The sequence below is a fragment of the Paenibacillus sp. P32E genome (assembly GCF_001909085.1).
GTDB lineage: Bacteria > Bacillota > Bacilli > Paenibacillales > Paenibacillaceae > Paenibacillus_AQ > Paenibacillus_AQ helianthi.
This window is the reverse complement of the sequence record NZ_LVYY01000002.1, coordinates 298,874-324,259: the sequence shown is the minus strand read 5'-3', so window position 1 is coordinate 324,259 and position 25,386 is coordinate 298,874. Positions and strand designations below refer to the sequence as shown.

The following is a 25,386-nucleotide window of genomic DNA, read 5'->3' as shown; positions in this document are numbered from 1 at the left end:
CAAGATCATTCCAAGTGTATAGTCCAGTGCTGAGGGAAAGAAGGGAAAAGCAGTGAGGCAAATGAAACGCCGGGTAGGATTCCGTGCCACAGCCTACTTGTTCACATTTGTGGTGATTCTTTATGTTGCTGTATTTATGAATACGCCCTATATTGTCTATCAACCCGGTAGCGCCTCTGAGGTAGCGCCAATGATTCAGGTTCAGAATGCAGATAAGGATGAAAAGGGAACTTTTATGATGACCACAGTATCTGCGAGCTACGCCAATGTTGCACTTCTGGTAGCCTCAGTATTCAATTCCAATGCTGAGGTTGTCCTGAAGGAGACCCGGCTGGGAGATAAGACGGAGCAGGAGTATGCGGCCGAGCAAGTATATTACATGAACAGCTCGCAGTCCTATGCCGTACAGGCGGCTTATCATGCGGCGGACATTCCTTATAAAGATGTGGTGGATTATCTGTATGTGTTCTCAGTACCTGTGACGGGCAACCAGGAACAGTTCAAGCCCGGCGATAAAATCATCAGTGTAGAGGGGCAGACTATACCCGATCCGGATGCGTTATCCAAGCTTCTTTCGACTAAAAAAATTGGTGATCCTGCAGTTGTTGTGCTGCAGAGAAAAGGCAAAGAAGTTGAGGAAACGGTCAAGCTGGTAGAAGTCAAGAATCAGCAGACTGGAGTGGTGAAGCCCGGTCTTGGGGTAGTGATCGGAGCGGTACAAAAGGTAAAACCTGAGATGGAAGGCAAAATGGTAAGCTTTGTGGACACAGATGTAGGCGGGCCTTCGGCAGGTTTGATGTTTACCATGGAGATATACAACCAATTGACTCCTGGTGATCTGACCAAAGGCCATCGGGTTGCAGGTACAGGCACTATTGATCCGGACGGGAAAGTAGGTGCTATTGGCGGAGTTAAGCATAAGATCGTTGCAGCTGACCGGAAAGGGGCAGAGATCTTTTTTGTGCCCGTTCAAAATTATGAGGAAGCCAAGGCGAAAGCTGATAAAATCGGTACTGCCATGAAGCTTGTACCGGTATCGACCCTTGCCGATGCGCTGAAGTATATGCAGGAGCTGCCGGTCAAATCCTGACCGGGGGCTCCAGATAGTCGCTGTAAAGATCTGTACGCAAGGGGTTGCTGAATGCTCCGGCATAAGCGGAGGCGGCTTGCAGATCTCTTTCAAGCATTGGATGAGAGAATTGCGCCGGACTAGTCACTACGGGCCAGCTGGCACGGTGCTTCATCTGCTTCAACAACGGGCGTCCGCTTTCCCGGAAGCCGAGGACCCGGATGTAACCGGGCCCCTTCGCGAGGAGAGCCGGTGCCATTTCTTCCTTGCTGTGGTTCAGCAGGGTATGAATCAGTAAACGCTGAAGCCTGGTGCGCGTGTAACGCTTGCTTTTCAGCGCCTCCAGTACTGCGGATACAGTGAAGCGCGGAAGAGAAGGCAAAATCCGCAGCAACCGGTTTTCCAGGCCTTCATTCATGTCCTGCAGGATTTGCAGCTCGGCCGGTGTTCGAGTGGAGAGCAGGTGGCGGAGCTGAATCCTGAAGCTTTCCAGATTCAGCGGGCCTCTGCCCGCCGCATGCTCTCTTTCCAGGATGGACATGCTATAATCTGGCATGTAAGCTGCAGGTGATCCGCCTTCTGAGAGCGCCTGGCGTATCGCTGTGGCACTTGCGATTCTCGACCCGCTCTGCAGCGGGTCGTGGAAGCCTGCGCCGGTGCGCGGCACAGTGAGGGGCCTGATTGCGCTGCCGAGCCGCCGCAGCGCGATCAGGTAGTGCAGGCCGAGGCTGTTGTTCGGCTGGCGCAGCAGCCCGGCAGCATCGAAGATTCTCTCCTTTCCCGGGAGAGAATCTTCCCAGACGGACGCCGCAGCCAGGCTGTACGCGGCGGGGAAGCTCGCTCCGAGTGCCATGCGGCGGCGGATCTCGCTCTTAAGCGCGCTGCTTTCTTTGGCCAGGAATTCGGCCAGCGGCTGCAGCGCGCTCAAAGTCCCGGCTTCGGAGCCGAAGCACAAGCTGTCCACGACCCCGGTCGCTTCCAGCAGAGCTACTGCTCCGAAGGCGAACCACTCTGCCGGCTGGACGGCATACGCCACTGGCAGCTCAATCACGACGTCGGCGCCCATATGGAGCGCCATCTCCGTACGGGCACGCTTGCTTACCGCCGCCGGTTCGCCGCGCTGGGTGAAGGGTCCGCTCATGATCACAATGGAGTGATCTGCACCGGATAGCCGCTTGGCCTCTTCGAAGTGGTGGACATGTCCATTATGTAAAGGGTTGTACTCTGCAATAATGCCTACTGTAGTCACTATAATTTCACCTCATATTCTTGATCATTAGGATTCCAGATTAGTTATATCATAATTTGATCTGACCGCTGAAACAATATAAAGGGAAAATGGTTGACAAAGTTAGGTAATACTAGGTATAATAAATTTTGTTTGTTTGGAGTGATGAATATGAAGATTCACTTTCGCAAATTGGCTAATGCCGACGAGCCTCTGCGCATTCAGGAAACGCTGGATGTAACCGAGCTTGTCAAAGGGCGAAAGGATATACTCGCTGTTGCACCACTTTCAGTGGACCTTAAAGCGCTGCCCGCGGACACCGATTGTGTGAATGTGGTGGGGAAATTGAATGGGAATGTGGACATGTTATGTGCGCGTTGCCTTACAGAGGTTAACAGTGAATTGAACATTCCTTTTGCTGAGACTTTCAAATGGCTTAAGCAGCCGCTTCTTCCCCAAGATGAAGATGAGGAATTCATTTACGTCGAGGATGAGATTGTGGATCTTGTCCCGTTTGTGGAGGAAAATTTCGTACTGCACTTACCGGATTCGGTATTGTGCAAGGCAGACTGTCTTGGTCTTTGTCAGAAATGCGGACAAAATTTGAACGAAGGCACCTGCAGTTGCGACAACACAGTGATCGATCCTAGACTCGCTGCGTTGAAAGGATTCTTTACCAAGCAAGATGACTGAGAACAAATCCCGGGTGATAACGGGTTAAAACAGAATTAGGAGGTGTAACACAATGGCAGTACCTCAACGGAGAACGTCCAAAACACGCCGTGACAAACGCCGCACCCACTTCAAACTGGTTGTGCCGGGCATGGTGAAATGTGAACAATGCGGAGAGCTGAAACTGGCTCACCACGTATGCAAAGTTTGCGGAACTTACAAAGCTAGAGAGATCATCAAACAATAGTCTATTCGAAAGGTAGCACTTCATCAGCTGGTGAGGTGCTATTTTTTTTGAAAATATACGATTGAATAGGCTTGCGTAAGCAAGTCTGGAAGTCAACGCTTTATTTTTGCTTCGGCATGCTTTATACTACATATTAGTACCTGGTTCTAAATATATTCAAAAGATTTATAGCAATGATAATAGCGGCCATCCCAGGCCGGATGCTATTTTTAAAATATAAGGATTCTTGGCTATGCCACCCATTACCCTTATATTTCCTGCTGAAACGGAGCCTGTCCATTTCATGGGCGCTGAAGCCGTTTCCGCTTGGCATGTGCCAGGAGGTGAGCCGCCATAGAGCGGATGTCCAAGAAAGAGCGTCAGCAGAAGCTGCTGCAGATCATAGACGGTAACCCTTTTGTGACTGACCGGGAACTGACCCGGCAGCTCAAGGTGAGCATACAGACGATCCGGCTGGACCGGATGGAGTTAGGGATTCCCGAGCTGCGTGAGCGGATGAAGCAAATGGCTGAGCACTCTTATGATCAGGTGCGGTCCTTGCCTGCAGATGAAGTGGTCGGTGATATTGTAGACCTGCAGCTGGACCGGAGCGGGATTTCCATCTTTGAAATCCGTGAGGAACATGTATTCTCCAGAAATGGGATCGCACGTGGACACTATGTATTTGCCCAAGCCAATTCACTGGCGGTAGCCATTATCAATGATGAGATTGCCTTGACGGCTTCCGCCGATATTCGGTTTGTTCGAATGGTGCGGCTTCATGAGAAATGTATTGCCAAAGCGCAGGTGCGTTCACTCGCGGGCCGAAACGGTAAAGCGGAAGTGGACGTATTTACCTATGTCGGTGAAGAGTTAGTTTTTCAGGGCCATTTCATAGTGTACCGGTCCGCAATTGAAGAATACAGCGAAGGGGGAAACCGCAGTGCTGATCGCCATTGATGCGATGGGTGGGGACAATGCTCCTGAGTGTAATGTCCAGGGTGCGTTATCCGCAGCTGCAGAGTGGAGTGACACGCAGATTGTGCTCGTCGGTGATGAAGCCAGACTTGAGCCGCTGCTGAAGAATAAGCCTTCCAATGTGACTGTGCGTCACGCAGGTGACGTTATTGGTGCTGATGAAGAGCCTGTAAAGGCGGTCCGCCGTAAAAAGGATTCGTCCATGGTAGTTGCAGGCCGTATGGTTCGCGAAGGTGAAGCTGACGCCATGATCTCGTCCGGGAATACAGGAGCCTTAATGACGACGGGGCTGCTTGTTGTGGGGAGAATGCAGGGGATTGAACGCCCTGCGCTGGCGCCAATGATTCCGACCCTGGATGATGTCGGTGTGCTGGCGCTTGATCTGGGTGCCAATATGGATGCCAAGCCCCAGCATCTGGTGCAATATGCGCTAATGGGCAGTATTTACCGCAACAAAGTGCATGGCATTGCTAAACCGCGCGTGGGTCTGCTGAACGTAGGCACCGAGCCTGGAAAAGGCAATGAACTGACGAAGGAAGCTTACCCGCTGCTTGAAGCGCTGCAGGGGATTCATTTTGTCGGCAATGTGGAAGCGCGGGATGTGCTCACCGGCAACTGCGATGTACTCGTATGTGACGGATTTGCAGGGAATATACTATTGAAGACACTGGAAGGTACAGCGGGTGCGATGTTCTCTCTGCTGAAGGAACAGTTCAGTAAGTCTCTGAAGACGAAGCTGGGGGCGGCCATCCTGATGCCTGAGCTCAGAAGCCTCAAGGGTAAAATGGATTATAAGGAGCATGGCGGGGCACCGTTGCTCGGTCTCAGCGGGTTGGTAGTGAAAGGGCATGGTTCATCTGACGGGAATGCTGTCAAGAATGCAGTCAGACAAGCACGAATTGCTTTGCAAGCGGATTTGGTATCCAGTATATCCAAGGAAATCAGCGGGAAGTGAGTGAGGACATGAAACAATTGCGTCCGGTAGGAATAATTGGGACAGGGAAATATGTGCCTGAGAAAATATTAACCAATAGTGATCTGGAGAAGATCGTCGAAACTAATGATGAATGGATTGTCAGCCGCACGGGCATCCGGGAACGGCATATTGCCGCGCCGCATGAAGCGACCTCGGACCTTGCATACGAAGCAGCGCTCAGAGCGCTGGATTCAGCGGGAATGAAAGCAGAAGATCTCGATCTGATTATTATCGCTACGGTAACGCCGGATAGTGCATTTCCGTCCACGGCCTGCATCCTTCAGGACAAACTGGGTGCAAAAGGCGCGGCGGCATTTGATTTGTCGGCGGCTTGTTCAGGCTTCGTATACAGCTTGGCTACAGCAACCGGATTTATCCAGAACGGAATGTACAACAATGCTCTTATTATCGGTGCAGACACCTTGTCGCGTATCACCGATTACACGGACCGTAATACCTGTGTTCTTTTCGGTGATGGTGCAGGTGCCGTTATTCTTGGGGAAGTGCCGGAAGGAAGAGGATTCCAATCCTTTGATCTCGGCGCTGAGGGCTCCGGCGGAAGTCTGCTGAAGATGGAAGCGGGCGGTTCGCGGCTCCCGGCTTCACAGCAAACCGTAGAAGATAAAAAACACTTTATTTACATGAACGGCCGTGAGGTTTTCAAATTTGCAGTACGGATTATGGGTTCAGCTACGGAGCGTGTGCTTACCAAAGCAGGAATTTCCAAAGAAAATATTGATCTGTTTGTACCGCATCAGGCGAATATCCGCATCATTCAATCTGCGATGCAGCGTTTGGATCTGCCGCCGGAGAAATGCGTAATCAATGTCGATAAATATGCTAACACATCAGCAGCATCGATTCCGCTTGCGCTTGTAGAGGCAGCAGAAGAAGGCCGGATGAAGGAAGGCGACACCGTGCTGATGGTAGGTTTCGGTGGAGGTCTTACATGGGGCGCTTCTGTCCTGATCTGGTAATGCCACAGGTCCTATAATATAGAAGGAAGTGGTGGCAGAACGGCCGGAGCAGGCTAAATGCCTCACTGTTCAACGAGAAGGAGTTCAGACTGATGGGTAAAATTGCGTTTGTTTTTCCTGGCCAGGGTGCACAGGCTGTGGGTATGGGTAAGGATATATATGATGCTCTTCCGCATAGCCGTGCGGTGTTCGAAAAGGGCGACGAAGTGCTTGGATTTTCGCTCAGCCGGCTTGTTTTTGAGGGGCCGGACAGTGATCTGAAGCAGACTGTTAATACACAGCCTGCACTTGTTACAACTAGTGTGGCTTACCTGGAAGCGCTGCGGGAACAAGGGGTAAATCCTGATTATGTTGCAGGACACAGCCTTGGGGAGTACAGTGCCCTTGTAGCTGCCGGTGTATTGTCATATGAGGATGCGGTGAGCCTGGTGCGTCTGCGTGGGCGCTTTATGGAAGAAGCGCTTCCCGGCGGACAAGGGGCAATGGCAGCTGTGCTGGGTGCGGAACGTGAAGCCTTGACTGAGCTCTGCCGCCAAATATCGGATGCAGGTCATGTTGTGGAGCTGGCCAATGTGAACTGCCCGGGTCAAATCGTTGTCTCCGGTTCCAAGGCGGGCGTTGAAGAAGTGGTGCAGCGAGTGAAGGAAATTGGCGGTAAACGGGCCATTCCTCTTGAAGTAAGCGGGCCGTTTCATTCATCTCTGATGAAGGAAGCTGCTGAACGCCTGGCTGTTGAACTTGGAAAAGTAACCTTTAACACGCCTTCTGTGCCGGTGATTGTCAATGTGAATGCGACAGCGGTCACAGAACCGGATGAGATCCGCGAACTGTTAGTTCGGCAGGTGTTTTCTCCTGTGCTGTGGCAGGATAGTGTAGAATGGCTGATTGCAGCTGGAGTGGATACCTTTGTGGAGATTGGTTCAGGCAATGTGCTAGCAGGATTAATCCGCAAGATTGATAAGACCGTTAAGGTTGTGAATATCAATAGTCTGGAAAGTGTGCAGACAGGCTGGTGAATTCCGGTATAGTCAAACGATGTGGAATGATGAAAGGGGAATATGGCATGTTCTCAGCATTAAAAGGCCAGACAGCTCTCGTCACAGGCGGATCACGTGGCATTGGACGGAGTATTGCGCTTGCGCTTGCGGAGTATGGAGTGAAAGTAGCCGTGAATTATTCAGGCAATGAAGCGGCTGCTCAAGAGACCGTCGCTCGTATCGTCGAACTTGGCTCGGAAGGGATTGCCCTGAAGGGCGATGTCGGCAACAGCCAACAAGCGGATAACCTGGTGAAAGAGGTTATTAACACCTGGGGTAAGATTGATATTCTGGTCAATAATGCCGGTATCACCAGGGATAATCTGATCATGCGTATGAAAGAAGAAGATTTTGATCAGGTGATCGAGACGAATCTGAAAGGCGTGTTCAACTGTCTGAAATCAGCTACCCGCCCGATGATGAAGCAGCGGTATGGCCGGATTATTAATATTTCTTCCGTTATAGGCGTAATTGGGAATGCCGGGCAGTTGAACTACTCAGCAGCCAAAGCAGGTATTATTGGAATGACCAAGTCAGCGGCACGCGAGTTGTCCTCCCGGGGTATCACAGTGAACTGCATTGCCCCGGGCTGTATTGATACCGAAATGACACAACAGTTGTCCGATGAAGTCCGCAGCGAGTACGAGAAGGGGATTCCCCTTGCACGACTCGGGCGGCCGGAGGACATTGCCATGGCGGTTGTATTTCTAGCCTCGGAAGGGGCAGCCTACATGACGGGTCAGACACTTCACGTGGATGGCGGAATGTACATGTAAGGCCAACAAAGCTGTAAAGTCTACAGTGGAAGAGAATTGGGGCGGCCGGAAAGCGTTTTTTGAGCTCTATGGTATTTTGACTTCATATCTCGTATAATACCAAAAGAGGAGGTGAACCGGATGTCCGATGTATTGGAGCGTGTAAAACGCATTGTCATCGACCGCTTAGGTGCCGATGAAGCTGAGGTAACATTAGAAGCGTCTTTCAAAGATGATTTAGGTGCTGATTCTCTTGATGTAGTAGAATTGGTTATGGAATTGGAAGATGAATTCGACATGGAAATCTCTGATGAAGATGCAGAGAAGATTACGACCGTGGGTGAAGTTGTGAAGTACATACAATCTCATACCTAGAGTCATATGATTGAGAGTCCCGTTCCTACAGAGGGCGGGACTTCTCCTCATTTTACAGCATTTATGCAGTACCAAAGGATGCCATATGCACCTTTACGGGGAAAATAACTGGACCGCGCATGGAATGACCTTGCGGCGATTGAAGTTTATATAGTTTTATAACAAGAAGATACAGCCTACAGATGGGGTGATTGCGTTTGAGTCATAGAGTGGTTGTTACAGGTATGGGCGTGATAACGTCGCTGGGCACGGATTTGGACACGTTCTGGGATCATTTGATTAGCGGCAAATCCGGAGTTTCGACGGTGGACGCCTTTGATGTCAGCGAGTATACGACCAAAATAGCGGCATCAATTAAAGACTTTGATCCGGAGGCGCGGTTTGGCCGTAAGGAAGCACGCAAGATGGACCGTTTTGTCCAGTTTGCAGTCGCAGCAGGTGAAGACGCGCTGAAGGACAGCGGACTTGTGATCGGTGAGGATATTGATGCGGAACGGATCGGCGTATCTGTGGGTTCCGGTATTGGCGGACTCGGCACTTGGGAAGACAATCATAATATTCTCTTGGAAAAGGGCCCCAAACGGGTCAGCCCGTTCTTCATTCCGATGATGATTGCCAACATGGGATCTGGTCAACTGTCGATTAGTTTAGGAGCCAAGGGCCCGAATACTACAACAGTTACAGCCTGTGCAACAGGAAGCCATTCCATTGGAGAGTCTTTCCGCTTGATCCAGCGCGGAGATGCAGATGCGATGATCTGTGGTGGTTCGGAAGCCACGATTCGTCCAACGGGCATGGCAGGTTTTTGTGCAATGAGAGCGATGTCGACGCGCAACGACGAGCCTGAGAAGGCGAGCCGCCCGTTCGATATCGACCGGGATGGGTTTGTTATGGGTGAGGGAGCCGGGATTTTGATTCTCGAATCACTCGAGCATGCCGAGAAACGCGGTGCCAAGATTTATGCCGAGGTCATTGGCTATGGTCTAAGCGCGGATGCCCACCATATGACAGAGCCTGATCCGGATGGTGCTGCACGTTGCATCAAGATGGCGATTCGGGATGCTGGAATTGCTCCTGAAGAGATTGATTACATCAATGCTCATGGAACCTCAACACCTGTAGGTGATAAGTCGGAAACATCCGCTGTAAAAATGGCTCTTGGTGAGCATGCATATAAGGTTGCAATCAGCTCCACCAAATCCATGACAGGCCACTTGCTTGGTGCTGCAGGAGGGGTGGAAGCCATAATTTGCGGATTGTCTCTGCAAAAAGGTGTGATTGCACCTACTATTAATTTGGACAACCCCGACCCGGAATGCGATTTGGATTATGTTCCGAATGTTCCGCGCAAAGCGGATCTGAACATCGTTATGTCGAATTCATTCGGTTTCGGTGGACATAACGCGACGATTATTCTCAAAAAATATAATCAGTAAGGGAGACAGTGCAGTGAAAGGAGACCTGAAGCAGTTACAGAGCCAACTTCAAATCCAATTTCACGATGCTGCACTTCTGAAGCAGGCCTTTACCCATGCATCCTATGTGAATGAACACCGTTTCAACCAGCATCAGGACAACGAGCGTCTAGAGTTTCTTGGCGATGCTGTTCTGGAGCTTACGGTTTCTGAATATTTGTACAATCTGCTTCCAGACAGACCTGAAGGTGAATTAACCAAGCTGCGGGCTGCAATTGTATGTGAGCCCTCCTTGGTCAGATTCGCAGAGAGTCTGGGCTTTGGACGCTTTGTATTGCTGGGTAAAGGGGAAGAACTTACGGGCGGCAGAACCCGCCCGGCCTTGCTGGCCGATGTGTTCGAATCCTTCGTGGGAGCGCTTTATCTGGATCAAGGGCTGGAAACAGCACGGCGGTTTCTAGATAATCACGTATTTCCGCTGGTGGAGACGGATGGCAAGCTGCAAATGCAGATGAGCGATTTCAAGACGGAGCTTCAGGAGCTGATTCAGCATCACGGAATGGGTACGCTGGAATACCGGATTATTGAAGAACGCGGACCGGCACATGAACGGGAATTCGTCTCTGAGGTCTATATGGCGGGCCGGTCCCTTGGCAGAGGCAGTGGACGCTCCAAGAAAGAAGCGGAGCAGCAGGCAGCAGCAGCGGCACTATTGCAGTTGAAGGAAGATGGCGCTTAGTTTCCTGGCTGAATGGTAAGGTTTTGCTTTTTTTGAATTCCTTGAACTTATGAATAGACTTCAGGATTGTTCCACATCGTGGGGGAGTCCAGCGGAGGAGAGCAGCAATGGTCTGAATGCCGGCGTACAGGCGGAGGTCAGACTTTTGCTGCTCTTTTTCGAGAAAGAAATAAGTGTTCTAGAATGTGATTTTGAAAAGTTTATGCTCATGACTGCGGAATGCTTTGAAAATTAAGGCCTTATAAATTGGAGATACAGCCTGTGAACAGCTCATAATTAAGAGCTGTTTTAGGCGGTGAAACGCTATGGTATAATGGGGCAGAGGTGAATAACAGGGTATGTTTTTGAAACGGATTGAATTAGCTGGCTTTAAATCATTTGCCGACAAAACGGAAATGGAATTTGTTCGCGGAATTACAGCTGTAGTCGGCCCGAACGGCAGCGGCAAAAGCAATATTTCCGACGGCATCCGCTGGGTGCTCGGTGAACAAAGCGCCAAATCACTGCGCGGCGGGAAGATGGAAGATATTATTTTTGCTGGAAGTGATGCGCGTAAAGCCGTGAATTACGGGGAAGTCTCGTTGACACTGGATAATGAGGATCATGCACTGCCTCTTGATTTCAGCGAGGTGACTGTAACACGCCGTGTACACCGCAGCGGGGATAGCGAATACTTAATCAACAAGCAGGCCTGCCGGCTGAAGGATATCACAGAACTTTTTATGGATACCGGCATCGGGCGCGAGGCTTATTCAATTATTGGACAAGGCCGGATTGAAGAGATCCTCAGTACCCGTTCCGAGGATCGCCGCGGTATATTTGAAGAAGCCTCTGGAATTGTAAAATATAAATCACGTAAAAAAGATGCAGGACGCAAGCTCGATGAAACGGAGCAAAATCTGCTGCGCATTCATGATCTGATTAGTGAGCTGGAAGATCAGGTGGGACCGCTGAAGGACCAGTCCGAGAAGGCGATCCGTTACAAGGAACTGCGGGAGCAGCTCAAGCAATTGGAGATAGCTGTGTATGTTCACCAGATTGAAGGAATACATACGGCGTGGAAGGAAGGCAATGACCGGCTGGAAGTGCTCCGTAACGAACAGCTCCAGCTGTCTACAGTTGTATCTGCGCATGACGCTAAGCTCGAAAGTGGACGTGCTGAGCTGCGGACATTGGAAGCCGAAGTGGAGAAGCTGCAGGAACAGCTGCTACGATATAGCGAATCGAATGAGAAAAGCGAAGGATACGGCGAGCTGCTTAAAGAACGCAGACGCAATTTGGAGAGCAACCGGGAACAGCTGATGACTACGCTGGGTTCTGTTGGCGAACGCTCTGCCGACCGTCAGCGGGAGCTTGCAGAACTGGAGCACAAGCTTCAGCAATCCCGGTTGTCGCTCGAGGAGCTGCGTAAGCAGCTGCAAGACGAGGAGTCCAGGCTGGAGGGCGTTGCCGGAGGTATTAGCCAGAGCAAAGAAGAGAAGCTTAAGAGTGCTCTGCTTGAACTGATGAATCTGATGGCCCAGGCCCGGAATGAAATCCGCTATGCGGATCAGCAAAAAGAAAGCCTGGAGCGCAGAATGAGCCGAAGCCAGGAAGAGAGCGGTAAATGGACAGCGAAGCTGGAGGAACTGATTACCGCCCAGAGTGGGCTGAAGGATAGAATCGCTGGTTTGGGCAATGAAATCGGCGCGCTCCGTAATGCTTATATCACCGAAAGCGAACAGACCAGCAAACGCCAGAAGCTGCTGGAAGAGACGCAGGGCGGACTCCGTAAATGGGAGCAGAAACGTGAAGCCCAGGTTTCCCGGCATGAGACCATGAAGGAAATGCAGGATGATTTTGACGGATTCATGCTTGGGGTAAAAGAGGTGCTCAAGGGTGCGCGCAAAGGGCAGCTTAGCGGTGTGCACGGCGCTGTCGCGGAGCTGATATCCGTTCCCGAGAAGCTGGAGATGGCTGTGGAAACGGCACTGGGTGCTTCGCTCCAGCATGTAGTTATGGAAAACGAAGCCGTCTCCCGGCAAGCGATTGCCTTTCTGAAGCAGCGTCAGTTGGGACGTGCGACTTTTCTGCCGCTGGACGTTATCCGTCCACGGCAGATTGGTGGAAGTGACCGAACAATGGTTGAAGGAGCGGAAGGTTTTGTCGGAATCGGCTCCGAGCTGGTGGGATTCGAGGATAAATACGCCAGTATAGTCGGAAGCTTGCTGGGAAATGTGGTTATCGCCGAGAGCCTGGAGCAGGCCAACCGTATCGCAGCCAAGTGCCAATACCGCTACCGGGTAGTGACCTTGGAAGGCGATGTTGTCAATGCCGGAGGTTCCATGACCGGGGGTAGTCAGCATAAGAAGAATAACAGTCTGTTAAGCCGCAAACGCCAGCTTGACCAGCTCTTCAGCGAGATTGAGGAGAGTGAGCGGCAAATTGCAAAGCTGAAGCAGGGCATCAGCCGGTTGCGGGAGGAGCAGGAAACAGCTTCACTGAAGTTGGAAGAGCTTCGTCACGGTGGTGATGAGAAACGGCTGGAGGAGCAGCGTGTCTCCGGTGATTTGAAGCAGCTCGAACAGGAGCTTCGCCATGTGCAGGAGCAGGTTGATGGAGCCGGTGCCGAACGCAGCGGCTTTGAGAGCGAAGTGAAGGCACTGGATGAAAGCCGCAAGCATGCGGTTTCCGAGCTTGAACGGCTGGAGAAGGAAGAGAAAGAGGCCCATGAGGCGATCCGTAATGCGGAATCGGCACGCAAGGCAAATGAATCGGCAAAAGAAGAGCTGCAAAGCAAGCTGACCGGGATGAAGGTAACGGAGGGCAAGCTGGACCAGGAGATTTTCTCTCTGGAAGAGCAGCTGCGGCGTATGAGACAGGATGCGGGATCACAGGACAAAGAACTGCGCCACAGCCGCAGCCTGCTGATCACGATTGAGCAGGATCTGGAAGAAAACACAAGAGAAGCCGTGAAACAGAAGGAAGACCTGAATAACTTCCGCCTGAAAAAAGAAGAGACTGCGGGCAAGCTGGATCTGGCCCGGGCTGACCGTGCAGCCTTGACACGCAAGCTGGAGCTTGCGGAAGGTGAAACTAAGGATCAGCGTCAGGCCCTGAAAGCAGTCGATGATAAGCTGAGGTCAACTGAGGTTGCTGTAGGACGTTTGGATGTTGAACTGGATAATATCCTGCGCAAGCTGAGTGATGATTACGAACTGAGCTATGAACTGGCCAAGCAGCGTTATCCAGTACCAGAGGATGTGCCTACTGCCCAAATGGAGGTTCAGCGTCTCAAACGCAGCATTTCTGCGCTGGGAGAGGTCAACCTGGGAGCGATTGAGGAATATCAGCGTGTACATGAGCGCTATACCTTCCTCAGCGGTCAAAAGGATGATCTGGTAGAAGCCAAGACTACGCTGTACCACGTTATTCATGAGATGGAAGAAGAGATGTCCAAACGTTTCAAGCAGACTTTTGATGCCATCCGCCGTGAATTCGGTACCGTTTTCTCGAAGCTGTTCGGCGGAGGCAGAGCAGACCTTATGCTGCTGGACCCTGAACATATGCTGGATACAGGCATCGATATTGTGGCCCAGCCTCCAGGTAAAAAACTGCAAAATCTGCAGCTGTTATCCGGAGGAGAACGGGCACTGACCGCCATGGCACTGCTGTTCGCCATCCTTCAAGTCAAGCCGGTTCCGTTCTGCGTATTGGATGAGGTCGAAGCTGCACTGGATGAAGCCAATGTGGTACGCTTTGCCCAGTATCTGCGTGAATTCTCGGAGCAGACACAGTTTATTGTCGTCACCCACCGTAAAGGAACCATGGAAGAAGCAGATGTACTCTATGGGGTTACGATGGAAGAGGGCGGCGTATCCAAACTGGTTTCGGTTAAGCTGGAGGATGAAGAAGCAGAGATCGCTTAGGCAGGCAGATGCTGTCAAAGCCAGTTTATTCGAAGTAAATACATGGAGCAGGGCTATACGAACTAAGCGTATGCTTACGAAGCTAGTTTTGTACGAAGCCTAAGCAAGGAAGCAACTGCTCACAAAACTAGGCAGATGCTTCCGATGTGAGTTTGTACGAAGTAAATGCAGGAAGTAAGGCTATACAAACTTTTAGGAGGAACCATATGAGCTTTTTTCGAAAATTAAAAGAAAGCATCTCCGGCAAAACGGAGAGTGTAACGAAACAGTTCCGCGATGGTCTTGAGAAAACCCGTAAAGGGTTCGTGGAGAAGGTATCTGACCTGATCATCCGCCGCAAGAAGATCGATGAAGAGTTCTATGAGGAATTAGAAGAGATTCTGATTGGTGCCGATGTCGGAGTCAACACGGTGATGACGCTGGTTGAAGAGTTAAGAGCAGAAGTGAAGCAGAAACGCATTGAGGATGCTTCCGAGCTTCAGCCGATTTTGTCCCGGAAGCTGATGGAACTGCTACGCGGTGATGATGACAACAGTCTGAAAGAGAACCCTGACGGGATCACTGTCATTCTGTTCGTCGGCGTAAACGGAGTCGGCAAGACGACCACTATTGGAAAGCTGGCCCACCGTTATAAGCAGGAAGGTAAAAAGGTTCTGCTTGCGGCTGGCGATACCTTCCGTGCGGGTGCTATAGAACAGCTTGAGGTTTGGGGACAACGCGCCGGTGTGGATGTCATTAAGCAGCAGGCGGGCTCAGACCCGGCGGCGGTCATGTTTGATGCTGTTCAAGCTGCCAAGCAGCGGAACGTGGATATACTGATCTGCGACACGGCAGGCAGACTGCAGAACAAAAGCAATCTCATGGAAGAGCTCAATAAAATTTTCCGTGTCATCCAGCGGGAGATTCCGAGCGCCCCGCATGAGGTGTTGATGGTGCTGGACGCTACTACCGGGCAGAATGCATTAACTCAGGCCAAGCTTTTTGGAGAAAAGAGCGGTGTAACCGGTCTCGTTCTTACCAAGTTGGACGGAACAGCCAAAGGCGGGATTGTTGTCGCTATCCGTCAAGAAATGAACTTGCCTGTTAAGCTTGTGGGACTGGGAGAGAAGATGGAGGACTTGCAGCCATTTGATTCTACCCAATTCGTACACGCCCTCTTTGCCGGAATGATTGCTGAAGAGGACCTTAACGAAGAGCAGGAATAAACCGGGACCCTATAAAATAATACGAGACTTGGCGCTATGAGCGGCTGTGCTTTGAATAGAAGCAACAGCTGCTCTTTTTTTGTGGTTATAATTGTAAAAATTCAACACATGAAAAATTCATAATAGTACTGCTTGTCAACTCTCCCGCATACAATTCTATGTATTCCTATATACTCATACCCCTGATCAGCACTCCCTTGAGAAAGGAAGCGATTCCACAATTGCCAAGGTGGGTTATTAACTCCATCCCGCTGTTATATATATTGACATGAACATTAGCGTTTACGTATTATTAAGGTGTATTTCAATATTTACATCTCTTAAACTTTCAAAAAATAGGCCGGCTTGTCAACAAACATTACACATTATATTGATCCGAAAGGAGTCGGGCTCATGTCCAAACTTAATCCTCTGCCCGGACTGTCTCCGTATCCGCTGCAACATTTTTATGATGAAATGTATGCCGATGAACGGAGCGTCCGTCCGCATTACAAACATGTGAACCGCATGTTTTCCGGGATGAGCCCCGAAGAGCTGCAGGGCAAACAGAATCTCATGCAGCGTCGGATGATGGAAGAGGGAATTACCTTTACACTGTACAATCCTGCACAGGATCATCCCATGGAGCGTACGATTCCCTTTGATATGATTCCGCGGATTATCCCCAAACTGGAGTGGGAAAGACTTGAAGCCGGTATCGTTCAGCGTATTACGGCGTTGAATCTGTTCATTCATGATATCTATCATGAGCAGTACATTGTCAAAGACGGAATCGTTCCGAGACGTATGATCATCTCGAACTGCTATTTCCGGCCGGAGATGTCCGGCATGCGGGTACCCGGCGGGGCTTACGTTACTACTTCGGGAATCGATCTGATCCGTCATCATGATGGTGAATATTACGTGCTTGAAGACAATTTGCGGACGCCCTCAGGATTTTCCTACCTATTTAAAGGCAGATCCCTGATGAATCAGCTGTTTCCCGAATTGTCTTTTGCCAGCTCCATCCGTGATGTCGACCACAGTTTGAACCGGTTTCTGTCCGTGCTGCGCAGCCTCTCACCGTCTAAGACGAAGGACCCGGTCATTGCTCTGCTAACTCCGGGCGAATACAATTCAGCTTACTACGAGCATGCTTTTCTAGCCCAGCAAATGGGAATATACCTGGTGGAAGGCAGGGATTTGGTTGCCCAGGACCATAAGGTGTATTTGAAGGAAATGAACGGTCTCAGGCGTGTGGATGTTCTGTACCGCAGATTAGACGATGATTTCATAGATCCGCTGGCGTTTCAGCCGAATTCACTCCTGGGTGTTGCCGGGCTGATGAACGCCTACCGGGCAGGGAATATTGCCATAGCCAATGCACCGGGAACCGGAGTAGCTGATGATAAAGCGATGTATGTATACGTACCGGATATGATCCGGTATTATCTGAACGAAGAACCGATCCTGGGAAATGTGCCTACTTATCTGCTGTCCCGTGCACAGGAGCGCCAGTACGTGCTGGATAATCTGCATGAGATGGTTGTGAAGGAAACCTCCTTGTCCGGAGGATACGGGATGCTGATTGGCAGTGAAGCGACCAAGGATGGGCTTGCTGATTTCCGTCTCAAGATTCTTGCCGATCCGGCCCGGTATGTCGCCCAGCCGATTATGTCACTATCTAGAGCTCCAGTGCTATCAGGTGGCTGTATGACGCCTAGACATATTGACTTGAGGGCTTTTGTGCTCATGGGTGCCGACCGCAAACCGCATGTTATTCCTGGTGGTCTGACACGGGTAGCCATGAAGGAAGGCTCGCTGGTGGTGAATTCGTCACAGGGTGGCGGCGTGAAGGATACTTGGGTAATGGCTTAGTGTATACAGCATAACGCTTCAGAATTAACAAAATGCGGCGTCAATACGTTAAATGAAGGAGTGGCAACGATGCTGAATCGCAATGCGGAGGCTTTGTTTTGGATTGGCCGGTATATGGAGCGGGCGGAGAATCATGCCCGGCTGATCGATGTGCATTATCATATACAACAGGAAGAGGACTTCCAGGCTGAAGGACATAAATGGTCACGGCTGATCGATGCGCTGGGTGTCAGAAATGAATACCAGCAGCAATTTGACAGCTATTGCGAGCAGGATGTCTTGTCCTTCATTACACTGGACCTTGGCAATTCCAATTCAATATTCTCTTGTGTTCACCAGGCGAGAAATAACTTGCGGACGCTGAGACAGCATCTTCCCAGTGAGTTGTGGGATATTGTCAACAGCTTCAACCTGTGGCTCGGGGAACAATCCCTTGCAGATATAATGGCCGGACCCCATCAGTTCTATCAGCATGTCAAAGCGCGTGCGGCCATGTTCCTCGGTGCGGAGCAATCCGTTATGCTGAGAGCCAATGAGTGGCGCTTCATTGAGAGCGGACGCTTCCTGGAGCGGGCGGAGAATACGACCCGCATTCTGCAGGCTGTTACGGTATCCTGTAAGTCCAAAGATATCAATGCTATTTATACACAGCTACAGGCGGTCCTCAAATCAGTGAGCGGGTATCAAGCCTTCCGACGCTATTACGCCGATGCGATGTCCCCGGAGAGCATATTGGAGTTTTTGATTGTAAATGCGTATTTCCCCCGTTCGATCCGTTTTTCGTTCCACAAGCTGGAGGAGCATTTGGCCAAACTTGAGCTGGATACTTCAGAGAAGGGCTCCGGTCACGAGCGGGTGATCCGGCAGGCTGGCAAGATCAAGGCAGAGCTTGACTACATGGAGAAGGAAGAGATGTCCGGCGATCTCGTAGAGGATGTATTGCAATCGCTGATGATCTCTTGCCAGAAGCTCGGTAAAACGATGGAAGGCGCCTTTTTTCGCCGTGAAGGAGTTTCTGCATGAAAATTCAGATCCATCATACAACCACATACAGCTACCCGGAGCCGGTTACGGACAGTGTCAATGAAATCCGTCTAACGCCGCGGACCAATTACCGTCAGTCCTGTTATCATCATGAGGTAGAAGTGTTTCCACCAGCGAATCTGCTTACCTATGAGGATTTTTTCGGCAACCGTGTGCATGCCTATTCAGTGAATAAGCCTCATAGGGAGATGGTGATTCATACTAAAGCCACCGTAGTTACACTGGATAAGGAGCAGGGTGCCGATCTGCCGCATATTCCGTTGGAGGATCAGGTGAAGCTGCTCAACGACGATCAGTTCCAGAACCGGTATGTGGAGTTCATTTTGCCTACCCGATATACCGAAGTAACACCAGAGCTTGTTGAGTTTGCGTCACAGCATCCCTTTGATGAAGCAGAAGATATGTACGAATGGACCAAAAAGCTGTCGTCGACGATCTACGAACAGTTTACGTATGATCCTGAAGCGACCAGTGTCAATACAACTGTTAAAAAAGCATTAACTCTCAAACGAGGTGTGTGTCAGGATTATGCTCATCTGATGATCGCGGTCTGCCGTAGTGTCGGGCTGCCTTCACGGTATGTTAGCGGGTATCATTTTGTTGGTGACCTTCAGGGAGGCAATGCCGATTTCGAGCAGGCTTCGCATGCCTGGGTGGAGACACATATCCCCGGAACGGGATGGCTGGGCTTTGATCCTACGAATAATGTGGAAGTGAACTGGCGGTATATCAAGCTGGGACACGGCCGGGATTACAAGGATATCGTACCGGTAAAAGGAGTATACCGCGGTGTATCCGGTACGTTGACGGTGAAGGTGGATGTGCGTAAGCTGGAGAATTGAAGGAGTGAGGAGAGCCCTGCGGCAGCGGGGCTTTTTTTGATTACACCCGGGCAGTTCACCCATTTCTTTTGCCCTTTTTGGGATATGTCTAACAGGTAGTGAATAGGGGGTTGTTTGTACTTGCAGTGAGCATGTTGCAACAAGTTTGTGCGAATTTTGCATGAAATGATTATAATCAAGGCCCATTTGGGTAATCTTGAAACAGAGCCACTAAGTTGGACGAATTGGAAAGGGAGTGTACATATGAGCCCGAATATAGCAAAAAAGCAGCGTTTCCTCGGTAAAACAGCCATAATTACAGGCGCGGGCTCTGGGATCGGCAGAGCGACGGCGATTCAGATGGCCCGTGAAGGTGCAAATGTAGCCTTGTTTGACCTGGTGAATGAACGTACCTCCGTCCTGGAGCAGAAGCTGAACAAACAACGCAAGGACTGTGCACTCGCTATCGATGTCGATACTTCGGATGCAGGGCGCATGGAAGAGGCAGTACGCAAGACGGTGGAGCATTTCGGCGGACTGGATATTGTTTTTGCCAATGCCGGAATCAATGGAGCGGTAGGCCCTATCGAAGAGCTGAGCCTGGATGATTGGGAGCGTACGATATCCGTGAATCTGACGGGAACCTTTCTTACGCTGAAATACAGCATTCCACATCTGAAAGAAAAAGGCAAAGGCAGCATCATCATTACGAGCTCCATCAACGGCAACAGCCGTTTTGCCAGCTTTGGCTGGTCACCCTATAGTACTACCAAAGCGGGGCAGGTTGCTTTTGCCAAGATGGCTGCTCTGGAGCTGGCGAAGTTCAAAATCCGTGTCAACGTCATCTGTCCGGGAGCCATCTCGACGAATATTGATGAAAGCACGGAATTTAATGAAGATGTAGAGGCCATTGTGATCCCGATTGAGTTCCCGGAAGGTGCGCAGCCACTTGCTGATGGGCCGGGTAAACCGGAAAATGTGGCGGACCTGGTGTCTTTTCTCGCCTCGGATGACTCGATTCATATCACGGGAGCACAGATTGTGATTGATGGCGCAGAATCATTGCTCTCCTGATATACTCACACAGTAGGATACAGAATCCCTGAGAACAAAAGAGTCTTATCCGGTGGTGGACCATGGATTAGGCTCTTTTTGTATTATGCCTCTATTCTTAATCTAATTTCAAAAGCGGTTCTGTGATCCAGGTTGTGTACAGTAACTGTACCGTCATGCAGCTCAATAATGCTCTTTACGATAGCAAGCCCCAGACCTGATCCATTGGTCTGTCCAAAGCGTGATTTATCAGCTGTATAAAATCTTTCAAATACAAAGGGTAAATCCTCATCCAGTATCGGTTCCCCATAGTTAATAATACGTACGAGCGCTTCATGATCAGCTTTACTTAACTCGATATCAAGGTATTTTCCTTCGCTTCCATACTTGATAGCATTACTAATAAGGTTATCAAATACCCGTACCAATAGAATCGGGTCTGCATTAATCATGATTTTTTCATTGCTGTAAAATAGTCTATACTCCATCTCCGCCTCTGTAAGTGCAGGAATAAATCCAAGAATCACTTGCTCCAAAAGTTCTCCTAGATTGAGCAAGCTCTTATTGATGGTTAATTCCGAATTCGTGAGCTTTGAATATTCAAAAAGATTGTCAATCAGAACCTTGAGTTCATTACATTTTTGGAAGGCTATACCTGCATAGTGCCTTAAGCTTTCTTCATCCGTGTATTTGACATCCGCAATCAATTCCATATACCCAAGGATAGAGGTCAACGGTGTTCTTAAGTCATGCGATAAATTTGTGATCAAATCATTTTTTGTGTTTTCCCAGCTTTTTTCTTCTTCCATCAAAATCTTTAGTTTATAGACCATGCTATTGACGGTGGTGGCCAATTTTCCAAGCTCGTCAGAGCTTTTTACCGGAATGTTGACTTCTAAATTACCTTTAGAGATGGTTTCCAGTGTTTTCGTGATATCTTCGAGATATGCGATGCTCCCTCTGGTCATCAGAAGAAGAAATCCAATCATCAGCAAGATAAGAACGACAAATAATAGCAGGGAAAATATAATTAAATGCTGCATGAAAAATACCGCGAAGGGGTGGTTTTTGGAGGCCACAATTAGGGCCATAAATATCAAAAGCATACATAAACCGGTCAAAGCAGCACTAGTGAAAAAAACTAGTATCAACTTATAGCGTATGGTGCCCCGTTTATTTTTCAATTTTGTAGCCAACTCCCCATACGGTTTCAATGATATCAGGTGTTTTTGGCGTTTTCTCAACTTTCTCCCTAAGTCTCCAAATATGAACCATGATCGTATTATTAGATTCAAAATATTTTTCTTTCCATATCGCTTCAAATATTTGTTCCGCACTAAACACAGTGCCGGGACTACTGGCGAGCAATAATAGTATTTCATATTCCGTTGGGGTTAAATTGATCTCACCGTGGTCAGTAGAGACGGAATGATTATTTTTATTGATCACTAAACCTTTGATATGAATGACACTGTCCTCATTCTTTTGTTGGCCCGGTACATTTAAAATGTTATAACGTCTTAACTGTGATTTGATCCGTGCAATCAGCTCCATTGGATTAAAGGGTTTGGATAAGTAATCATCTGCACCCAGTCCAAGCCCAAGAATCTTGTCCATATCCTGTGATTTGGCGCTTAGCATAATAATAGGTAAGTTCATGGTCTGCCTAATCCTTCTGCAGGTCTCCATTCCATCCATTCCTGGCATCATAATATCGAGCACAACCAGATCTACTGTCTGATGGTTCAGAATGTTAAGGCCCTCAGTTCCATCAAAGGCTGTTAATACCCGATACCCTTCATTGACAAGATAAATCTCAATTAACTCAACAATTTCCTGTTCATCATCAATAAGTAGAATACTATATTGCTCCATAGTAGATCCCTTTCAAATAACGCTCTGTGATGAATATGTTCATTCATGAGTTATGCACTTGAAGTCCTTCACTGTTCTCCGTTAGAATTCAAGCCTTCATTGATTTTCCATTCAACATATAGACCTTCGCTTGATGGAATAATAAGACGTCAATTATTTTATATAAATATCCGGCAGTCGATTAGTGAAGTGAATTCAGATATTCATTTTCGATAATCACTGTCAAGTATACAGTAGAAGAATTGATTTACCCATTTACCTTGCCAGTGTAATTCTTCTCTGAATATACCTTCTCTGACCATTCCTAACCTTTCCAACACCTTGTATGAAGCGGTATTGAATTCATTACACATGGCAACGACTTTATGCGCATTCCAATCTTCAAAAGCATACTTCAACGCTATTTTTGCAGCTTCAACAGAAAATCCTTGCCCTCGATATTCAGGGAAAATACAATAACCCAATTCCCAACTTTCACGCTCTTTTACATACCAATGAATATGCAATTCTCCTATAGCTGTTCTTTCTGGATCATCAAGCTTTATTATGTATTGCTTATACCAATCACTATTAATTTTCTCTATTACATTCGTTCTAACTGCTTCCTTATCGGATGAAATAAAATCTTCGAAAGACCATAAGGAAGTACAAGTTTTTTTATCAACAATGAATTCTACATCGTCTAAAGTAGCCAGGGATAATACAATTCTTTCTTTCATTTCCTTTTCACCGCCCAATTAAAGTTATTATTTCATCACAACATAATTCTGGTTAGAGGCTGCCTTAACTCACGTGGATATACATCCATGTATTTGTCCATTATAGCTGTAGGCAAAAGTTAACTCTATGCAATAGATCCGTGATTTTCAGAAGGTGTTACTTTTCGGATGATAACAAGTCCATAAATAAATAAGGGCAGAAAGATTAGAATTGAGATTAAGGAGTTACTGACAGTCATAGTGAGGTAGGTTTTGTTCAGACCTCCGCCAACCGTAATTTCTTGAAGGCTGCCAAAGATATCAAATACACCATGAGCAATCATTGCTGGAAAAATGCTTTTATTCCTGATAACACAGGCTGCAAAATACACACCGATGAATATTCCATAAGTCATTTGTGTTAACGTAGCAAGCAATGAAGAATGATGAAGAAAAAAGTGGATGATATGTGCGGAACCAAACAATACACTGGATATGATTACCGCAGCATAACAACCTCTTCGGGTTACTCCCCATTTACGCAGCATTACTGACAATACAGCACCGCGGCACAGCACCTCTTCAAATAACCCCGTGGACAGATAAGTTAAGATGAACAATCCAATTACGGCCGGTCTTGAGGTATCTATAACAATATTGCCAAAAATAAAATCTGACCCATTAAGTAATGTTAACAAAATCATTGGCCAGTAAATCCATAATCCCTTCCAACTCGGACGGATGAATCCTGCACTCTTCAATAACCCCCACCGTTTCAGAAGCCATATTATTGCAAAACTAACCAGTACCTGTTCAATTATACCTGTTGCATATTCACTAGATTTCTGACCTAACAGAGATACAAACAAAGGATCTAAAGGTATGGACGTAAGGGCAATCGTCACAACAATCATAATAATTGAAAACATTACAGGCCGACCAAAAGCATAAGTTTTTAACTTTTCCATATAAAACTCCCCCTTGTAATAAAACTGGATACGACTCCATAAGTGTAGGCGAAAATATCCGCTGCGATCTAACTAATTACTTAAGGAAATCTAACGGAAATCTTAACATTTCTTAGCTGCTGTCCGGTGAGATGAGTGGAACGTAGATGAACAATGCCAATGGCTAGGGCAGTTTTTTTGGCATTTTATAAACAATGTAATTAGATGATTGTAAAATAACAAACAAAATGATAATATGTCTATATATTAAGGCGGAAATGGGTGATCGGGTTGGCGGAAGGTAATGAATCGGTTAGTATTTCGGAAAAATTCTGGAATGCCTCTATTAGTGAGCTGAAGCAGGGATATCTTTTTGAGATGCGGGAGCATTCAGGTTACTATACTTGTCTGGTCTGTGGAGAGGAATTTGAGAAGGGCTTGATCTATAAGAAAGAGAGTCAATATTATGAAGCCGGCAAATATGCAGCACTTCATGTGGAACAGGCACATGGAGGGATGTTTCACTGGTTGCTGGGACTGGACAAGAAGCTTACCGGATTAACGGAGCTGCAGAAGGGGCTGCTGAATGCTTTTCGGCACAGCTTGAGTGATGGAGAAGCAGCCAAGGAACTGGGCATTGGCAGTACCTCTACCGTGCGCAATCACCGGTTTACTCTGCGGGAAAAGGTGAAGCAGGCGAAGCTGTTTCTCGCTGTAATGGAGCTTGTGGAAGAAAAGCCGGGGGCATCCTCGCCTTTTGTCAGTATCCCGCGTTCCGCCGCCATGGTTGACGAACGGTTTGCCATTACGGAGGAGGAGAATACCGAAATCCTGAATACCTACTTTAAAGAGGGATTGGAAGGTCCAATCTCGGAGTTTCCCAAGAAGCAGAAGCGAAAAGCAGCAATTCTCCGCCAGCTGATTAAGCGTTTTGAAACCGGACGCCAATATACAGAGAATGAGGTTAACGCCATCCTGAAGGAGGCTTTTGCGGATTATGTTACGCTCCGGCGGTATTTGATTGATTATGGGCTGCTGGACCGTGAGCCAGATGGAAGCAGCTACTGGGTTAGTTTATAGATGAAGGAGAGAACAGCAAACATGGAAAAGTCAAAACGTAAAGAATTAGCCTATAACTACGCGCATTCCCACCGGCCGATGGGAGTATACCGAATCGTCAACACCTTAAATGATAAGGCCTTTGTAGGCAGCAGCATTAATCTGGATGGAGTCTGGAATAAGCATAAGTTCATGCTGGACATCGGAAATCATGACAATAAAGAGCTTCAGGCAGATTGGAAGGCATTCGGAGAGAAAGCATTTGTTTTTGAGATTCTGGAGCAGATTAAGCCTGAAGAGGATTTTGTGGCAGAGGTAACCGAACTCTCCAAATACCGCAAACAATTGCCCGATTTGGAGAGCAAATGGCTGGAGAAGCTGTCACCTTACGGAGAACGCGGTTATCTAAAACAGAAATAGTGAACGGGTGATTTCACTCATCCCCTATGCTAAACTATAGGCAAACGGCAGC

At 48.5% G+C, this 25,386-nt stretch carries 24 protein-coding genes; 19 read left to right on the top strand and 5 right to left on the bottom strand.

Features of this window, described 5'->3' with window-relative positions:
• Nucleotides 1-52: 52 nt before the first annotated feature.
• The gene (locus tag A3848_RS03560; RefSeq protein WP_074083567.1) at nucleotides 53-1,090 is read left to right on the top strand and encodes a SepM family pheromone-processing serine protease; all 1,038 of its coding nucleotides are present in this window, start codon (nucleotides 53-55) and stop codon (nucleotides 1,088-1,090) included.
• Here A3848_RS03560 and A3848_RS03555 read toward each other — a convergent pair.
• Nucleotides 1,080-2,318, bottom strand: a complete 1,239-nt coding sequence (locus tag A3848_RS03555) for a nucleotidyltransferase (RefSeq protein WP_074083566.1) — start codon at nucleotides 2,316-2,318, stop codon at nucleotides 1,080-1,082. The genes A3848_RS03560 and A3848_RS03555 overlap by 11 nt on opposite strands.
• A gap of 150 nt (nucleotides 2,319-2,468) precedes the next feature.
• Here A3848_RS03555 and A3848_RS03550 point away from each other — a divergent pair, with 150 nt between their 5' ends.
• The 16 genes from A3848_RS03550 (at nucleotide 2,469) to A3848_RS03475 (ending at nucleotide 20,356) form a co-directional block, all read left to right on the top strand.
• Nucleotides 2,469-2,990 (top strand): YceD family protein, encoded by a 522-nt coding sequence (locus tag A3848_RS03550; RefSeq protein ID WP_074083565.1) that lies wholly within the window; start codon nucleotides 2,469-2,471, stop codon nucleotides 2,988-2,990.
• A 52-nt stretch (nucleotides 2,991-3,042) separates the two neighbouring features.
• Nucleotides 3,043-3,216 carry a 50S ribosomal protein L32 gene (gene rpmF / locus A3848_RS03545; RefSeq protein WP_019911234.1) on the top strand — a complete coding sequence of 58 codons (174 nt, stop codon included), beginning with the start codon at nucleotides 3,043-3,045 and terminating at the stop codon, nucleotides 3,214-3,216.
• A 342-nt stretch (nucleotides 3,217-3,558) separates the two neighbouring features.
• Nucleotides 3,559-4,155 (top strand): transcription factor FapR, encoded by a 597-nt coding sequence (gene fapR, locus A3848_RS03540; RefSeq protein WP_074083564.1) that lies wholly within the window; start codon nucleotides 3,559-3,561, stop codon nucleotides 4,153-4,155.
• On the top strand, nucleotides 4,139-5,128 hold the full coding sequence (plsX, locus tag A3848_RS03535; protein ID WP_074083563.1) for a phosphate acyltransferase PlsX: 990 nt from the start codon (nucleotides 4,139-4,141) through the stop codon (nucleotides 5,126-5,128). Before fapR ends, plsX begins: the two co-directional genes overlap by 17 nt.
• Before the next feature lie 8 nt (nucleotides 5,129-5,136).
• Nucleotides 5,137-6,126: a beta-ketoacyl-ACP synthase III gene (locus A3848_RS03530; protein WP_143186362.1), complete on the top strand. Its 990-nt coding sequence runs from the start codon at nucleotides 5,137-5,139 to the stop codon at nucleotides 6,124-6,126.
• Between the two features lie 92 nt (nucleotides 6,127-6,218).
• Nucleotides 6,219-7,142: an ACP S-malonyltransferase gene (gene fabD / locus A3848_RS03525; RefSeq protein WP_074083561.1), complete on the top strand. Its 924-nt coding sequence runs from the start codon at nucleotides 6,219-6,221 to the stop codon at nucleotides 7,140-7,142.
• Nucleotides 7,143-7,189: 47 nt separating this feature from the next.
• Entirely contained in the window at nucleotides 7,190-7,939 is a 750-nt protein-coding gene (fabG, locus tag A3848_RS03520; RefSeq protein ID WP_074083560.1) for a 3-oxoacyl-[acyl-carrier-protein] reductase, read from the top strand.
• Nucleotides 7,940-8,059: 120 nt separating this feature from the next.
• Entirely contained in the window at nucleotides 8,060-8,293 is a 234-nt protein-coding gene (locus A3848_RS03515; RefSeq protein WP_019911228.1) for an acyl carrier protein, read from the top strand.
• A gap of 197 nt (nucleotides 8,294-8,490) precedes the next feature.
• Nucleotides 8,491-9,729, top strand: coding sequence for a beta-ketoacyl-ACP synthase II (fabF, locus tag A3848_RS03510; RefSeq protein WP_074083559.1), 1,239 nt, complete (start codon nucleotides 8,491-8,493; stop codon nucleotides 9,727-9,729).
• Between the two features lie 13 nt (nucleotides 9,730-9,742).
• Nucleotides 9,743-10,447 carry a ribonuclease III gene (gene rnc / locus A3848_RS03505; RefSeq protein WP_074083558.1) on the top strand — a complete coding sequence of 235 codons (705 nt, stop codon included), beginning with the start codon at nucleotides 9,743-9,745 and terminating at the stop codon, nucleotides 10,445-10,447.
• Nucleotides 10,448-10,785: 338 nt separating this feature from the next.
• Nucleotides 10,786-14,355, top strand: coding sequence for a chromosome segregation protein SMC (smc, locus tag A3848_RS03500; RefSeq protein WP_074083557.1), 3,570 nt, complete (start codon nucleotides 10,786-10,788; stop codon nucleotides 14,353-14,355).
• Between the two features lie 206 nt (nucleotides 14,356-14,561).
• Nucleotides 14,562-15,560, top strand: coding sequence for a signal recognition particle-docking protein FtsY (gene ftsY, locus A3848_RS03495; protein ID WP_074083556.1), 999 nt, complete (start codon nucleotides 14,562-14,564; stop codon nucleotides 15,558-15,560).
• 393 nt (nucleotides 15,561-15,953) lie between these two features.
• Nucleotides 15,954-17,417 carry a circularly permuted type 2 ATP-grasp protein gene (locus tag A3848_RS03490; protein WP_074083555.1) on the top strand — a complete coding sequence of 488 codons (1,464 nt, stop codon included), beginning with the start codon at nucleotides 15,954-15,956 and terminating at the stop codon, nucleotides 17,415-17,417.
• A 69-nt stretch (nucleotides 17,418-17,486) separates the two neighbouring features.
• Nucleotides 17,487-18,440, top strand: coding sequence for an alpha-E domain-containing protein (locus tag A3848_RS03485; RefSeq protein WP_074083554.1), 954 nt, complete (start codon nucleotides 17,487-17,489; stop codon nucleotides 18,438-18,440).
• Entirely contained in the window at nucleotides 18,437-19,303 is an 867-nt protein-coding gene (locus A3848_RS03480; protein ID WP_074083553.1) for a transglutaminase family protein, read from the top strand. The genes A3848_RS03485 and A3848_RS03480 overlap by 4 nt, the downstream gene beginning before the upstream one ends.
• 243 nt (nucleotides 19,304-19,546) lie before the next feature.
• Entirely contained in the window at nucleotides 19,547-20,356 is an 810-nt protein-coding gene (locus tag A3848_RS03475) for an SDR family oxidoreductase (protein WP_074083552.1), read from the top strand.
• A gap of 83 nt (nucleotides 20,357-20,439) precedes the next feature.
• Here A3848_RS03475 and A3848_RS03470 read toward each other — a convergent pair whose 3' ends face one another.
• The 4 genes from A3848_RS03470 to A3848_RS03455 all read right to left on the bottom strand — a co-directional run bounded on the left by A3848_RS03470 (nucleotide 20,440) and on the right by A3848_RS03455 (nucleotide 23,876).
• On the bottom strand, nucleotides 20,440-21,549 hold the full coding sequence (locus A3848_RS03470; RefSeq protein ID WP_178381896.1) for a HAMP domain-containing sensor histidine kinase: 1,110 nt from the start codon (nucleotides 21,547-21,549) through the stop codon (nucleotides 20,440-20,442).
• Nucleotides 21,509-22,210 carry a response regulator transcription factor gene (locus tag A3848_RS03465; protein ID WP_074083550.1) on the bottom strand — a complete coding sequence of 234 codons (702 nt, stop codon included), beginning with the start codon at nucleotides 22,208-22,210 and terminating at the stop codon, nucleotides 21,509-21,511. The genes A3848_RS03470 and A3848_RS03465 overlap by 41 nt, the downstream gene beginning before the upstream one ends.
• Nucleotides 22,211-22,413: 203 nt before the next feature.
• Nucleotides 22,414-22,929, bottom strand: a complete 516-nt coding sequence (locus A3848_RS03460) for a GNAT family N-acetyltransferase (RefSeq protein WP_074083549.1) — start codon at nucleotides 22,927-22,929, stop codon at nucleotides 22,414-22,416.
• A gap of 125 nt (nucleotides 22,930-23,054) precedes the next feature.
• Nucleotides 23,055-23,876 carry a CPBP family intramembrane glutamic endopeptidase gene (locus A3848_RS03455; RefSeq protein ID WP_074083548.1) on the bottom strand — a complete coding sequence of 274 codons (822 nt, stop codon included), beginning with the start codon at nucleotides 23,874-23,876 and terminating at the stop codon, nucleotides 23,055-23,057.
• A 264-nt stretch (nucleotides 23,877-24,140) separates the two neighbouring features.
• On the opposite strand from A3848_RS03455, the gene A3848_RS03450 reads away from it, so the two are divergent.
• Nucleotides 24,141-24,935, top strand: a complete 795-nt coding sequence (locus A3848_RS03450) for a DUF2087 domain-containing protein (RefSeq protein WP_074083674.1) — start codon at nucleotides 24,141-24,143, stop codon at nucleotides 24,933-24,935.
• 21 nt (nucleotides 24,936-24,956) lie between these two features.
• Nucleotides 24,957-25,334: a GIY-YIG nuclease family protein gene (locus A3848_RS03445; protein ID WP_074083547.1), complete on the top strand. Its 378-nt coding sequence runs from the start codon at nucleotides 24,957-24,959 to the stop codon at nucleotides 25,332-25,334.
• The last annotated feature ends 52 nt before the right edge of the window (nucleotides 25,335-25,386 follow it).

Excerpts from the sequence above, each read along its gene's own strand:
- A3848_RS03550 (WP_074083565.1), top strand. The coding sequence starts at position 2,469 with ATGAAGATTCACTTTCGCAAATTGGCTAATGCCGACGAGCCTCTGCGC.
- A3848_RS03460 (WP_074083549.1), bottom strand. The coding sequence starts at position 22,929 with ATGAAAGAAAGAATTGTATTATCCCTGGCTACTTTAGACGATGTAGAA.
- A3848_RS03475 (WP_074083552.1), top strand. The coding sequence starts at position 19,547 with ATGAGCCCGAATATAGCAAAAAAGCAGCGTTTCCTCGGTAAAACAGCC.
- A3848_RS03465 (WP_074083550.1), bottom strand. The coding sequence starts at position 22,210 with ATGGAGCAATATAGTATTCTACTTATTGATGATGAACAGGAAATTGTT.
- smc (WP_074083557.1), top strand. The coding sequence starts at position 10,786 with ATGTTTTTGAAACGGATTGAATTAGCTGGCTTTAAATCATTTGCCGAC.
- fabD (WP_074083561.1), top strand. The coding sequence starts at position 6,219 with ATGGGTAAAATTGCGTTTGTTTTTCCTGGCCAGGGTGCACAGGCTGTG.
- A3848_RS03515 (WP_019911228.1), top strand. The coding sequence starts at position 8,060 with ATGTCCGATGTATTGGAGCGTGTAAAACGCATTGTCATCGACCGCTTA.
- fabG (WP_074083560.1), top strand. The coding sequence starts at position 7,190 with ATGTTCTCAGCATTAAAAGGCCAGACAGCTCTCGTCACAGGCGGATCA.
- rpmF (WP_019911234.1), top strand. The coding sequence starts at position 3,043 with ATGGCAGTACCTCAACGGAGAACGTCCAAAACACGCCGTGACAAACGC.
- fapR (WP_074083564.1), top strand. The coding sequence starts at position 3,559 with ATGTCCAAGAAAGAGCGTCAGCAGAAGCTGCTGCAGATCATAGACGGT.
- A3848_RS03445 (WP_074083547.1), top strand. The coding sequence starts at position 24,957 with ATGGAAAAGTCAAAACGTAAAGAATTAGCCTATAACTACGCGCATTCC.
- A3848_RS03485 (WP_074083554.1), top strand. The coding sequence starts at position 17,487 with ATGCTGAATCGCAATGCGGAGGCTTTGTTTTGGATTGGCCGGTATATG.
- ftsY (WP_074083556.1), top strand. The coding sequence starts at position 14,562 with ATGAGCTTTTTTCGAAAATTAAAAGAAAGCATCTCCGGCAAAACGGAG.
- A3848_RS03455 (WP_074083548.1), bottom strand. The coding sequence starts at position 23,876 with ATGGAAAAGTTAAAAACTTATGCTTTTGGTCGGCCTGTAATGTTTTCA.
- A3848_RS03480 (WP_074083553.1), top strand. The coding sequence starts at position 18,437 with ATGAAAATTCAGATCCATCATACAACCACATACAGCTACCCGGAGCCG.
- A3848_RS03490 (WP_074083555.1), top strand. The coding sequence starts at position 15,954 with ATGTCCAAACTTAATCCTCTGCCCGGACTGTCTCCGTATCCGCTGCAA.
- A3848_RS03530 (WP_143186362.1), top strand. The coding sequence starts at position 5,137 with ATGAAACAATTGCGTCCGGTAGGAATAATTGGGACAGGGAAATATGTG.